Source organism: Sessilibacter corallicola (genome assembly GCF_021290925.1).
Lineage (GTDB): Bacteria > Pseudomonadota > Gammaproteobacteria > Pseudomonadales > Cellvibrionaceae > Sessilibacter > Sessilibacter corallicola.
Genome location: NZ_JAJSLX010000005.1, coordinates 223,697 through 237,638, shown reverse-complemented (window position 1 = coordinate 237,638; position 13,942 = coordinate 223,697). Strand labels below are relative to the sequence as shown.

11 protein-coding genes are annotated in these 13,942 nt (G+C 44.9%); 10 read left to right on the top strand and 1 reads right to left on the bottom strand.

The window, feature by feature from the left end; all coding sequences use genetic code 11:
- Positions 1-241 precede the first annotated feature (241 nt).
- From LU361_RS19555 to LU361_RS20430, 4 genes are all read left to right on the top strand, one after another.
- Positions 242-1,672, top strand: a complete 1,431-nt coding sequence (locus LU361_RS19555; RefSeq protein WP_233090852.1) for a TonB family protein — start codon at positions 242-244, stop codon at positions 1,670-1,672.
- A 637-nt stretch (positions 1,673-2,309) separates the two neighbouring features.
- Entirely contained in the window at positions 2,310-3,716 is a 1,407-nt protein-coding gene (locus LU361_RS19550) for a TonB family protein (RefSeq protein WP_233090851.1), read from the top strand.
- Between the two features lie 324 nt (positions 3,717-4,040).
- Positions 4,041-5,015 carry an alpha/beta hydrolase gene (locus LU361_RS19545; RefSeq protein ID WP_233090850.1) on the top strand — a complete coding sequence of 325 codons (975 nt, stop codon included), beginning with the start codon at positions 4,041-4,043 and terminating at the stop codon, positions 5,013-5,015.
- A gap of 191 nt (positions 5,016-5,206) precedes the next feature.
- A complete protein-coding gene (locus LU361_RS20430) occupies positions 5,207-6,118 on the top strand; it encodes a DUF3108 domain-containing protein (protein ID WP_233090849.1) in 912 nt (303 codons plus the stop codon).
- Positions 6,119-6,179: 61 nt separating this feature from the next.
- Here LU361_RS20430 and serA read toward each other — a convergent pair whose 3' ends face one another.
- Positions 6,180-7,409: a phosphoglycerate dehydrogenase gene (gene serA / locus LU361_RS19535; protein WP_233090848.1), complete on the bottom strand. Its 1,230-nt coding sequence runs from the start codon at positions 7,407-7,409 to the stop codon at positions 6,180-6,182.
- A gap of 494 nt (positions 7,410-7,903) precedes the next feature.
- Between serA and LU361_RS19530 the strand changes: the two genes are divergently transcribed.
- The 6 genes from LU361_RS19530 to LU361_RS19505 all read left to right on the top strand — a co-directional run bounded on the left by LU361_RS19530 (position 7,904) and on the right by LU361_RS19505 (position 13,921).
- Complete coding sequence (locus LU361_RS19530) at positions 7,904-8,812, top strand: alpha/beta hydrolase (protein WP_233090847.1); 909 nt, start codon at positions 7,904-7,906, stop codon at positions 8,810-8,812.
- Positions 8,813-8,925: 113 nt separating this feature from the next.
- Entirely contained in the window at positions 8,926-9,249 is a 324-nt protein-coding gene (locus LU361_RS19525) for a DUF4156 domain-containing protein (protein WP_233090846.1), read from the top strand.
- Between the two features lie 125 nt (positions 9,250-9,374).
- The gene (locus LU361_RS19520; RefSeq protein WP_233090845.1) at positions 9,375-10,358 is read left to right on the top strand and encodes a YbgA family protein; all 984 of its coding nucleotides are present in this window, start codon (positions 9,375-9,377) and stop codon (positions 10,356-10,358) included.
- A gap of 39 nt (positions 10,359-10,397) precedes the next feature.
- Positions 10,398-11,801 carry a cryptochrome/photolyase family protein gene (locus LU361_RS20425; protein WP_233090844.1) on the top strand — a complete coding sequence of 468 codons (1,404 nt, stop codon included), beginning with the start codon at positions 10,398-10,400 and terminating at the stop codon, positions 11,799-11,801.
- A 61-nt stretch (positions 11,802-11,862) separates the two neighbouring features.
- Positions 11,863-12,711 carry an AAA family ATPase gene (locus LU361_RS19510; RefSeq protein WP_233090843.1) on the top strand — a complete coding sequence of 283 codons (849 nt, stop codon included), beginning with the start codon at positions 11,863-11,865 and terminating at the stop codon, positions 12,709-12,711.
- Positions 12,712-12,745: 34 nt separating this feature from the next.
- Positions 12,746-13,921, top strand: coding sequence for a vWA domain-containing protein (locus LU361_RS19505; protein ID WP_233090842.1), 1,176 nt, complete (start codon positions 12,746-12,748; stop codon positions 13,919-13,921).
- Positions 13,922-13,942 lie beyond the last annotated feature (21 nt).

Below are 13,942 nucleotides of genomic sequence, written 5' to 3'. Positions count from 1 at the left end.
CCAATTTCTGCAGAATTTCAATAAATTAGTATCAGCTTTTACAAATGAAAATGCTGTAAACATAAAACGATAAAAATTTCAGTATCATTTAAGTTCATTTTTGCTGCTTTCTTTAAGCATGCCCGACAAGTCTAGCGCGGAACTTAGTAGTCTCAAGGCACAGATAATTAAGCCAATACAACAATAAAAATGGCGAACACAACTGCACAAATCCACAACACACCGGAAGAGTATGTTATCTATGGGAAGTTGTCTTAAACTAAAACAGTCTTGGAAGCACTCACTAAATCCAAACTTTGGAGCATTTTTTCTGACCATCAGTCTCCATTCGTTATTTTTCTCTCACTCAAGCCACGCTGACTTAAACGGCATGTCGGTTTTCGATACCTTCGGTAAAGACAAATACATCGCAGCACTGTATCTAGATGCACCGACAGACAAGTCAGAATCAGCAATGCAGCAAAGTGACTCGGCGGTCATGGAATTTTTAATCGTTGACCGCAGTATCAGCCGACGCGGGATGGCACGGCTGTGGGCTGAATCGGTATCCATCAACGCCGACGACGAGCAATTGGAAAAACACGCCAGTGAATTGGCGGCAATGACAAATTTAATTAAAGGGCGTTTGGTAACGGGGGATAAACTCCGAATTAAAAATACTATCGAAGGTATCGCTTTAGAACTGAATGATGTAGCGCTCGGAGAAATAGAATCCCAAGGTTTGTTCGATTTATTGCTGCAAACCTGGATTGGTGAAGTGCCACCATCAACCAAATTTCGAGAACAATTATTGGCGGCAGGACAAATTAATTCCGATTTATTAAGCCGATTTAATGCATTGCAACCAACGGACGGACGCGTAGAGCAAATTACATCAAATTGGTTAGCCCCTGTTGAAATAGAAAACAACGAGCAATTAGCAATAACCGAAGAATCAACGCAGACGGTAATTCAGTCAAATCCAGAACCCGCTGTTGCAGCCTCATCGCCAGAGCCGACGAATACAGAAATCGCCCAGATTGCCGAACAAACCGTTGTTGAAGAAACAAATGCTGAAGAAACAAATGTCGAACAAGCCGTTATCGAAGAAACAACACCCGCACCAGAACCAGCAGTTGAGCTAGCCGCTGAACAAAACCAAGAGAATGTGGAATCTCAGAATAATGAATTGGCTCAGGCAATTCCGGAGCAGTTGGCCGCCGTTGAAGACAGCACAGCAAACGAAGAAGTATCGGAGCTCTTTTCCAATAATCTTGAAGAAGAGGCAGAAACTCCGCCTTTGCAGGTTGCCCTAGCGCCACCTCAAATTCCTGAATCAACCCCAAGCGAAGAATCTGTCGATGTCGATAATCAATTGTCGGTAGAAGAATTATTGGAAGGACAAAAATACTACACGCGAGTAAAACGAAAAATTTATCGCAGTGTTGTCTATCCTAATTTAGCCCTACGCGCTGGTCGCGAGGGAAATGTCGCATTAGACATTTCGCTGGATGCCAGTGGTCAAGTGGTCGACACCGTCGTCTCGGAAAAATCTCAGTATCGCACCTTTGATCGCGAGGCAACCCGAGCCGTTAAACGCAGCGCGCCCTTCCCTCCTCCACCGGAAATCCTACTCGAAGACGATTTGTATCAATTTAAAGTCATTTTGCGTTTTCAGGTAGCGAGCGATTAATTCTTATGAATTAAATAACTGCTCAGACAAGTTTTGCCGGTTTTTACCAAAATAAATCTGAACAAATATCGTCACTGGGATTTGCCCACGCTCATTTAACTGCTTTTTTGATTGTATTTATTTGTGCGTGCGGCCCCTAAAAAAATGACGCTTTAAAAGACACATCACTCAAACCGAAATTACCTGCGCATTACCAATAACTGACTGAAAAATTTAAATGATTAAATTCAGGGTACTCTGCACTTACCGTTTAATTGATTGCTGATTAAGTTTTGGCACCAGTTTATTAATCCAAAGATAAGGCTGCGCTCTCTGAAGATTTCCTTCCCCACCAACTATTGACCAACCATTCAACGAAAGTCTTACGGTTAATATTCAAAAAAATTCGTAACTTTTAGTTTCGAAACACTATAAGCAAAACTAAATTTATTACATAATTACCATTCACAAAGACTCACGATAATAATTCCATACTAGATTTATTCCTCCTCTACATAAATCTATCAAGTCAATGTGCGAAGCTTGAAAGGGTTTTAAAAGACCGCACGCCATTTTCAATGCAAGCAAACATGGCATGAGAGAAGATCACGTTAACACCTTATAAAACTGGTAAAACACAGTATCAATGGGAAGTTGTATGGATCATAAGCACTTTTGGAGGGGATTAATAAAGCCTCGCAGTAAAACATTCCTACTGCCACTATTAGGAATACACGTTTTACTTTTCAGCCACTCAACCTACGCTGCACTCAACGGTATGGCAGTACTTAATACGTTTGGCAAAGAAAAATACATCGCAGCGCTTTATGTGGATACCCCCACAAACAATGCCAATTCAGTCTTTCTCCAGAGCAATTCAGCGAGTATGGAGTTTTTGGTGGTTGATCGCAGCATTAGCCGCAGAAGCATGGGTAGGCTGTGGGCCGAATCCGTGGCCATTAATGCCGATTACACCTTATTTGAAAAATACGCCGAAGATCTAGTCAGTCTGACCAATCTCATCAAAGGTCGTCTCGTTACTGGCGATAAATTAAGGCTCACGCGAACAGATGTCGGTGTCGCCTTGGAACTCAATGATTTGTCATTGGGCGAATTAGAGTCAGACGGGTTGTTTGAACTTTTGCTTCAAACCTGGATTGGAGAAGTACCCCCTTCCACGCAATTTAAAGAGCAGCTGCTAGCCAGTGGCGATATCGATCCCCAATTGCAAAGCCGGTTCCAAGCTCTGTCTCCGCCAGAAGGACGCATCCAACAAATCACCAATAATTGGTTGGCACCGCCAGAAACACCAGAATCAACTGCAGAAGCTCTACCAGAAGCCGAAACCGTTGCTGAGACAGCAGTTGCCGCGGCTACAACCAAAGAGCCAGAATCGGAAGCGCCCCCACAGTCGAGCCAGCAGCAACAGGTCAGTGAAGCACCTAGCGTTGCAGCTGAAACGGAAATCGCTTCAACAGAACCTGAGCCAGAGGTGGAAGCTCCTGCGGTAGCTGAAACCACAGCCGAACCAACACCCGCGGCAACTGTTGAAGAGACCGTTGAAGAAGAAATTGCCGAGGCAACTTCTGTCACCGCTACGTTTACACCGGCGCCCGAACAGGACGCGGTCAGTTCACCGTTTGAACCAGGCAACGACAACACATCAGAGAGCCCTACAAGCGACGCATTGCAGGTTGCTTCGCTGTCACCAGCAACCTCAATATCCGATGCTGAAGAGCCCACCGAGGTACTCTCGGCAGAAGACCTACTCGCCGGACAACGGTATTACTCACAAGTCATCAGCGCCATTTATAAGAACGTGCAATATCCCGTGCAAGCATTGCGCGCTGGAAGAGAAGGTAATGTGGGGTTAGAAATCGCCGTAGCTGCCGACGGGGAATTGGTTGATACCGCGGTCTCGCAAAAATCCGGTTATCGATTGCTAGATCGCGAAGCAGCCCGAGCCGTTAAAAAAATATCGCCGTTTCCTAAGCCGCCTCAATCTCTGTTAGAGGACGACCAGTATCAATTCAAGTTGGTGGTGCGCTTTAAACTCAGAGAATAGCACCCTCTGAATTCAGTAGATTCTAGGGCCTGTTCACACTCATTTAATCACACCTGCTGGAGCGTATTTTTTTCGTATTTTAGGCACAGCGAGTGTGATTTGGTTGTTCCAAATGAACGAGCTGCAACACTAGTTACGGGAAAAATACGCCGAGCCCTTAGGGTCGCCACCTCCGTCTTTCACCCATCGCTGAAAAGACTTTTTAAATCTCTGCACAGACGCGCAGGTGATTGAAGTCTCCCTCTAATTCCGCTAGCGTTGCAACCATCACACAGTTTTGATCAACGTTTCTGGTTTGATAATTAAAGGCTCCTAAAGATAATAATGAGTGAACATCCATTTTCCAGCCTTCCAACGCAGTGGCCCGCTTTGAAAGATGCGTTACCACAGTTAATCAATGGTAATTCCGCGCCTGCGGGAGATCAGAAACTTCTCAATCAATATCTGGATTTCTACAATCTTCATTTTGAAGATACTGCAAATAATCGTATAGATCATTTATATACAACAATTCAATCCCAGGGCTTCGATGTTGCTGTGCAGATTTGGTTGCGTCAGGAAAACAAAGGCACCGTATTTATTGTCCACGGCTATTGGGATCACACCGGTTTGTATCATCACCTGATACGTCATTGCTTGAAGCTTGGCTTTAACGTGGTGGCTTACGACGAGCCCGGTCACGGACTCAGCACCGGGGAAAGAGTCGTGATCGATTCGTTCACCCGTTACACACGCGTGTTCGAAGATTTAATCAATGAATGTAAAATTCATTTGCCCAAACCCTATTTCTCGATCGGTCAAAGTACCGGCGGTGCAGTTCTGTTTGATTATTTATTTACCCATCCAGAAAATGATTTTACAAACACCATTTTATTAGCACCGTTAATTCGAATTAAAAATTGGCACTTAGCCGCTAATGCTCACAAATTGGTTTACCCGTGGTTGAAATATTTTCCGCGAGACATGCGCCAGCTCGGCAGTCACGATGACAATTTCTGTGAATTTTTACGCAATGATCCGATGCAATTTAATAAAGCCTCGATGCAGTGGTTATACGCACTGCGCCAATGGGTGATTCGTTTCTCACAGTTCTCTGCCATCGATTGTCCACTGGCATTTGTTCAAGGTGACAAAGACGAAACCGTAGACTGGCATTACAACTTACCCACAGCGGAAGCGCGGTTACCAAATCTTAAAAAACATTTAATTGCCGACGCCCGCCATAATTTAGTCAACGAATCGGACTATTACCGCAATCAAGTCATGACAATAATCAGCAATGAATTAGGTGCGGTGTAAACTTTTTTTCCATATCAAAATCAAAGAACCGATTTAGAGTATATTAGATTCAGAAAATCTGGCATAAACCGTGTTTTGTTCGTTATAAGAACGTTTACTTAATGAACCTCTGATTAACGATACACTCGGGCCAAGTTTTCCAACTAAAATGAAATAGCCATTTAGCGTCATTTACTCACGGGAAATTCATTGTGATATCCACGCGTTTTTTTTCACAAGCACTGTTGCCTTTGGTAGTCTCGGCAGTTCCCATGATTACCGCACACGCCAGTGTTCCTTCTAAACAACCCATAGCCAAAACACCGGACGAATTAATTACCGTTGCCAAACCGCAAACCAACGCACTCGACGCAACTACCGAATCCGATGAAATAATTGCGCCCAGTAACCTCGAAATTATTGCGCAAACTGAACGTGTGAAAAGTCGAGAACTGTGTGAAGCCGATATTTTGCACCAGGTAGACGGCGTTAATTTTGAGTACGACGCGCAAATTCGTTCAGTTTCAGTTCAATCTAATCGACGTATTTCGTCCACCCAAAGTGGCTTGTGGCAAATGCACTCAAAAGCCCAGTGGTTATTTTTAAGCATTGAAGAAACCAGCGTATTTATGATGCCCAGTTGGAAGCTTCATCATTTTGAGCACAAACGCAGCGGCTTAGGCCAAAGCAAAGATCTCGAAATTACCGTCGATCATCAAAATCATTCCTACCTCAGCGAAACCGCCAAAGGCGATCGAACCTTAAATTTTGAAGACGAACTCTACGACTCGCTGAATTATCAATTGCGCTTGCAACTCGACGTTGCCTGCGATCCCAATACCACTCAATTTCATTACCCTATTGCCAAGAAAAAAGGCGTGAGAGATTATTATTTTACCCGCTTAGAAGATGAGCGAGTTAAAACCGAGGTGGGAGAATTCGACGCGGTCAAACTGATCAAAGAAGAAGATAACGGTAAACGCAAAACCACCGTGTGGCTGGCAAAAGACCTCGCCTACAGTGTTGTCAAACTCGACCATACCGAAGGGGATAAAACCGACAGCTTAAGTATCAGTAACAAACCTAAGCTCAATGAACCTTCAAGAGAAATTAGCGAACGCTAATAAAAAGACAGGCAACACATATAATCTGCATGCGCCACATTACGTAGCGCATGCGACTGCATTAGAACAACACGCGCGCTCTTATTGTACCTTCAATTTGACGCAAACGCTCTAGTGCAATTTCACTGTATTCTGCATCAATATCCACCACAACATAGCCGACGTTGCCTTTTGTTTGCAGGAACTGGCCGCAAATGTTGATGTTATTTTCAGAGAACACTCGGTTAATTTCCGACAGAATACCGGGAATGTTGTTGTGAACGTGCAACAAACGGTGGGTCTCGGTGTGTGACGGTAACGCCACCTCTGGGAAGTTAACAGAAGAAATTGTGGTTCCGTTATCAGAGTATTTGACCAGCTTTTCAGCGACTTCAGTACCGATGTTTTCCTGAGCTTCTTGGGTAGAACCACCAATGTGCGGTGTCAAAATAGCGTTGTCGTGACCGCGCAACGGAGACACAAACTCTTCACCGTTACCGCGCGGTTCAACCGGGAACACATCGATAGCTGTACCGGCAAGGTGGCCCGATTCCAGCGCCGCCGCCAGTGCTTCGATATCAACCACGGTACCGCGTGAGGCATTCAACAAAATGCCGCCTTTTTTCATGGCAGCAAGCTCTTTCTCGCCGATCATGTCTTTGGTTGCAGGCAATTCAGGTACGTGCAAGCTGACGATGTCAGACATACCCAATAATTCGTTCATATCGCGAATTTGTGTCGCGTTACCCAATGGCAACTTGGTGATCACGTCGTAGAAACACACTTTCATGCCCAAGCCTTCGGCCAGCACACTGACTTGAGTACCAATTGAACCGTAACCAATAATACCTAAGGTTTTGCCGCGAATTTCGTAGGAACCCGCTGCTGATTTACCCCAACCACCGCGGTGGGTTTCGAAGTTTTTCTCAGGAATTCGACGCAACAACAAAATAGCTTCGGCAATCACCAATTCAGCCACCGAACGGGTGTTTGAATAAGGCGCGTTAAACACAACCACACCGTGCTCTTGAGCGGCGTCTAAATCCACCTGATTTGTCCCGATACAGAAACAACCCACGGCGATCAACTTTTCAGCGCTTTCAAATACTCGACGAGTCAGCTGGGTACGGGAACGAATACCCACAAAATGCGCGTCTTTGATTTTTTCGATCAGTTGGTCTTCTGGTAGAGAAGTTTTCAGATACTCGATGTTGGAGTAGCCGGCTTCTTTGAGTGTATCAATCGCGGACTGATGCACGCCTTCAAGCAAAAGAAACTTAATTTTGTCTTTATTGAGCGACGTGTTAGCCATACTGTTTCACCTCGATAGCGGTAACAAACGGGATAATGCTTAAGTTCTGCGTTACACGACTTAAACAAATTTGGCAGTTCAAAAACTTCGCCAAACCGTAGATGATTGCCAATGTTTTCCGAAATTGAAAAACAATTCTCTCATTAAATGTATGCTCAAGATTTATCTATCTTGAATTCGTTAGAATGGCCCGAGATTGACTCCGGCCTAAAAAAGGGGCGCTATCATAGCACACAGATACCTGAGCCCAAGTATTCAGGAGGAAATTCCTTCTTTTGTACCATTTGCGGTAATTTTCTAGAATTATCGATCAAAAACCTCTAGATTTGTGCTGTCCAGTTCATGTTATGCCAGCAAAGAAATAACAACGGCGTAATAAGCAACTCCCGAATAAACGCCGCTTTTTAGCGTTCGTCATTGATTTAATGAGACTTCAGCCGATTAGGTTAGACTGGATCCTAACCGACAAGCCCATCGCTCAAATGAGGCAACCCATGAGCATTGATAGAGTTATCTCTCACATGACCACCATTGCCGAGCTATCTGCTACCACGGCAAATCATCCCATTCACAAACGCGCCCTACTGGATATGTACTTTGCCGCCAGCCCCGAAATACTGACGGTAGACGCCGACATTCAACCGGCGGTGGTAGGTGATCTTGCCTGCGAGTGGGTCATTGCCGAAAACGCAGATATCAACCGCCGTATTCTCTACGTTCACGGCGGCTCTTGGATGGCGGGCTCGTCGATCAGTCACAGGCCCTTAACCGCACGCTTAGCCAAAGCCTGCGGCTGTGCCGTGCTGGCGATTAACTATCGCCTCGCGCCAGAATTCCCATTTCCCAACGGCCTGGAAGACATTATTCACGGCCTGCAATGGCTGAGAAATCACAGCCCTAGGGGAGAACAACCCGCCGAGCAAGTGTTCTTAATCGGCGACTCAGCCGGTGGTAATCTGAGCTTGGCAGCGATGCTCGCACTCGCCGAAGAACCCAAAAACCTCCCCGATGCGTGTGTATTGCTCTCTCCTGCTACCGACCTCAATTACGAGCGCAAAGGCTTTGGCAGCGCGTGCGACAACGACCCAATCATTAGTGAGTTAGTACTCCCTTACATTGTCGCTAAATACGTTCAAGAACAAGGCGATCTTAAAAACCCGCTGATCTCTCCCATTCACGGCGATTTAAAATCCCTGCCTGCGACACTGGTTCAAGTGGGCGAGCGAGAAATTCTTCTGGAAGATTCAGTCAATTTTGTTGAAGCTGCAAAAGCCCAAGGTAACGAGCACATACAACTGTCTCGTTGGCCAGATATGCCCCACGTCTTTCAAGGCTTCGCCCCCATTCTTCCTGAGGCCAATCAGGCATTAGAAGAAATTAATGAATTTCTGCGGCAAATATGATCAAAGACACTCCGAATTAACCTGTCAACACGGTAGGATTAAGCCTTTATCGCATGGCTTTTGCTAGCGCCAACCAAGCCAGCTAAAGCCAACTGTTTTTTGGGAGTGACTTTATGCCATTTAAGAAAATAATTACCCTTACCACCGTCGCCTTGGCGGTAAGTCTGAGTGCCTGTACGTGGGTGAAGCTATCGGATGCCGGTAAAAACGTGGATGTTCGCCGCTCCACTGGCGTCGGCAATTGCAAATCGTTGGGAACACTGTCGGTTAGCGGCATCGATAAAATTACCGGCATCTCTCGCAACAAAAATAAAGTCGAAACCGAACTCCTCACCCAAGCTCGCAATGACGCGGCCTCAATGGGAGCCAACGTTATCGTGCCACTGGAACAACCCGTTGAAGGCAATCAGCAGTTCAAAATGTATCATTGCCCATAATCCACGGCTTCCAACAAGTATTACTGCTGTAAAAATCGCTCAAGCCACCAAATGAAAACTCATCTGGTGGCGATCCAAGGCTTATACTGATACGTAACCGTCAGAAAACCATTGGAAGAGTAGCCTTGCCTTACCGAAATCACCCGCACAACATTCCCGTCGGCATCAGCGCCTGTGTAATGGGACAAGAAGTCCGTTACAACGGTGGCCACAAACGCTCTCGCTTCTGTACCGACGTACTGGGCAAAATTTTTGACTTCAAACCTTACTGCCCAGAAATGGCCATCGGTTTGGGCGTTCCTAGACCAACCATTCGTTTAGTCGGCGACATTAACCAGCCTCGAGTAGTCGGCACAGACGACCCTACCCTAGACGTCACCGACAAACTCTACGCCTACAGCGAGGAAACCGCTGGCACCCTGAACGATTTGTGCGGTTACATTTTTATCAAGAACTCACCCAGTTGCGGCGCGTTTAAAGTTAAAGTCTATAACAACGATCCAACCAGCAAGAGCTTTGGTTACCCGCAAGAAGGAAAAGGTGTCGGTGTTTTCGCCAACGCCGTTATGGAAAAAAACCCATTACTGCCCGTGGAAGAAGAAGGTCGATTAAACGATCCACCACTTCGCGAAAACTTTATTCTGCGCGTATTCGCCTTAAATTATTGGCGACAAACCGTTGAGCAAAAACCGACTCTCGGTGCATTAATTGATTTCCATAGCCGCTACAAATACACGCTCATGGCACATTCACAAAAAGGTTACCGAGCACTCGGCCGTCTGGTTGCCAATCACGATGGTCTCGACGAAAAGTCCATCTGCGATCAATACATTGCGTTATTCATGCAAACCGTTGCCAAACCCGCAACGCGAAAAAATCACGTCAATACACTTCAACATATTCTCGGTTATTTAAAACGCACCGTCGAAGGTGAAATTCGCCAAGACATACTGAGTGTTATTCGCCAATACCACCAAGGCTCCGTGCATTTAAGCGTTCCCATAACATTATTGAAACACTATGTTGATCGCTACGGTAACGACTACATTCGCTCGCAAATTTATTTGGACCCCTACCCGCTAGAGTTGGGTTTACGAAACCAAATATAAGCACTGTAAAACATAAAAGACAAAACATTAGGAACACTAGTGAGCCACTCGCCGTTACACCTTATTTGGTTTCGCAACGATTTACGTCTCAACGATAATCCCGCCTTATTTAATGCCGCAAAAGCTGGCTCTGTTGTAGGTGTATTTTTTATCTGTGAGAAACAATGGCAAGAACACAACGACAGTCCCGTAAAATTGGGATTAATAGCCGACAGACTGCGAGAATTCAGCAAGGAACTGAAGCAAAAAAACATTCCGTTAAAAATTATTGCGGTGGATTATTTTACCGAAATTCCAGGCAAGCTCGCTCAATTTTGCAAAAAGCATGCAATTCACGATCTGTGGTTTAACAATGAATACCCATTGAACGAAAAAAAACGTGACGACCAAACCGAGCAAGAACTGAAAAAAATATCCGTCACAAGCCATCGATTTAACGGCGACGTTATTCTTCCTCCGGGCAGTGTTCTGAATAACTCCGGCAGCATGTTTCAAGTGTTTACCCCTTTTTCCAACGCTTGGCGATTGCGAGCAAACCCAGAAATACTTACCGTATTTAAGTCGCCGAGAAAACAATCTGAATTAACCATTGAGAGCGACGAAATTCCACAATTTGGCGGCGAATACAGAACGGATTTATGGAAAGTAACCACAAAATCCATTCATTCGCGACTGCATAAATTTGTTGAACGCTCTGAACAGAGTTATAAAGAGCTTCGTGATTTTCCCGCCATAAACGCAACCAGCACATTGTCACCGTATTTAACCATTGGCGCTGTTGGTATTCGTGAATGCATACAAGTACTGATAGAAACCAACAGTGACGAAGCCTTTCACCGACAGTGGCTAACCGAATTAATTTGGCGAGAATTTTACCGACACCTCATGGCAACCAATCCTCGATTAAGCCAAGGACTGTGTTTTAAACCCGTAGCCGATAATCTTCAATGGCAGGTTAACGAATCCAATTTTCAACGTTGGTGCGACGGAAAAACCGGTTTTCCAATCGTTGATGCTGGCATGCGACAACTAAAGCAAACCGGTTGGATGCACAATCGCGTGCGCATGATTACCGCCGCGTTTCTCACAAAATTACTGCGCATCGATTGGCGACTCGGCGAAGCCCATTTTATGCAGCATTTAATGGACGGTGATTTTGCCAGCAATAACGGTGGATGGCAGTGGAGTGCATCCGTTGGCGCCGATAGCGTACCTTATTTTCGTATTTTTAATCCCTATCGACAGGCAGAAAAGTTCGACCCACAGGGCAATTATGTCAGAAAATTTGTGCCCGAACTTTCCTCAATTAATGACAAAAAAATTCACCAGCCAAGTACTTTAAGCTGTGAAACCCTGGGCTACCCAAACCCCATGATTGATTATGCCAGTGAGCGAAAAAAGACACTGGCAATTTGGAGCGAATTTCTTAATACTGCTCGATAAATTTGGTGCTCACACCACCAACACAATCGTTCAGAAACCGTTAAAGTTAGGGTTCGTTACCATGAAATTCCAGGGAACCAACGACTACGTCGCTACCGATGATTTAAGCATGGCGGTCAACGCCTCTGTCAGTTTACAACGACCATTACTGGTAAAAGGTGAACCCGGAACCGGTAAAACCATGCTCGCCGAGCAAATTGCTGCCAGCTTAAATTTGCGCCTCATTCAGTGGCATATAAAATCCACCACCAAAGCGCAACAAGGCTTGTACGAATACGATGCAGTATCGCGACTAAGAGACTCTCAACTCGGTAACGAACGCGTTCACGACATCAATAACTACATAAAAAAAGGCAAACTTTGGGAAGCCTTTGAAGCTGATGAACAAGTGGTTTTATTGATTGATGAAATCGACAAAGCCGACATAGAATTTCCCAACGATTTACTGGTAGAAATCGATAAAATGGAATTCTTCGTTTATGAAACCGGAGAAACCATCAAAGCCAAAACCCGTCCCATCGTTATTATTACCAGCAATAACGAGAAAGAACTTCCCGATGCATTTTTACGCCGATGTTTTTTCCACTACATTAGCTTTCCCAGCCGGGAAACCATGCAAAAAATTATCGATGTGCATTTCCCAACAATAAAAAAAGATCTAGTCGCCAACGCCTTAGATGTATTTTTTGATGTCAGAAAAATTCCAGGCCTTAAGAAAAAACCGTCAACATCTGAATTAGTCGATTGGTTAAAATTGCTCATGGCCGATGACATACCGGACGATATCTTGCAAAACAGCGACGCCCGCCAAGCCATTCCACCCTTGCACGGAGCACTGCTAAAAAACGAGCAAGACGTTCAATTGCTGGAACGCTTAGCGTTCATGACCCGTCGTAAAAATTCGCCGTAAAAACCCATAGTGACGACTTTTCGTAGGCAGCATTATGCTAGTTAATTTTTTCTACCACTTACGACAAGCCAAAGTTCCAGTTTCACTCAAAGAACTGTTGGTTCTGATTGAAGCTATGGAAAATAATCTAGCTTTCGGCTCTATCGATGATTTTTACTTGCTTGCTCGGATCTGTCTTATTAAAGACGAAAAATATTTTGATCGTTTCGATAAAGCCTTTGGCACTTACTTTAAAGGCTTAGAAGATCTAGGCGATATTATTGATGCCCTCATTCCCGACGACTGGACACGTGCAGAATTCCTAAAAACCTTATCAGACGAAGAAAAAGCAAAAATAGAATCGCTCGGTGGATTGGACAAACTTATCGACGAATTTAAAAAACGCTTACAAGAACAGAAAGAACGGCACCAAGGCGGCAGCAAATGGATTGGCACCGGAGGCACCTCTCCTTTTGGTAACAACGGCTACAACCCAGAAGGTATTCGTGTTGGTGGAGAAAGCAAAAATAAACGCGCGGTAAAAGTTTGGGAAAAACGAGAGTTTAAAAATCTCGACGATTCCGTCGAACTGGGTACCCGCAACATTAAAGTTGCCCTGCGCAAATTGCGTAAATTTGCCAGAACTGGCGCCGACGAAGAACTTGATCTAGACGATACCATTCGCTCCACCGCCAACAATGCCGGTTTTCTCGATCTAAAAATGGTGCCTGAACGCCACAACGCCGTAAAAGTGCTGTTATTTTTTGACGTCGGTGGCTCGATGGATCCATATGTTCAAGTGTGTGAAGAACTTTTCTCAGCTTGTAAAACCGAATTCAAACACATCGAATATTTTTATTTCCACAATTTTATCTACGATTTTGTTTGGAAAAACAATCAGCGTAGGCACGCCGAAACCACACCGCTCTACGATGTATTGCACACCTATTCCTCAGACTACAAAGTAATATTTGTTGGCGACGCCTCCATGGCTCCCTACGAAATTACATCGCCTTATGGCAGCGTTGAATACAACAACGAAGAAGCTGGCAGTGTATGGATGCAACGTCTCACAGAAACATTCGAAAAAGTTATTTGGCTAAACCCAACACCAAAACGATTTTGGGACTATTCGACTTCCATTCAACTAACCCAAGACCTAATCGAAAATAAGATGTACGAGTTAACATTGTCAGGGTTAGAGAAAGGTATTAAGTATTTGACCCAATAGTAATACGCCGAATATCGCCTG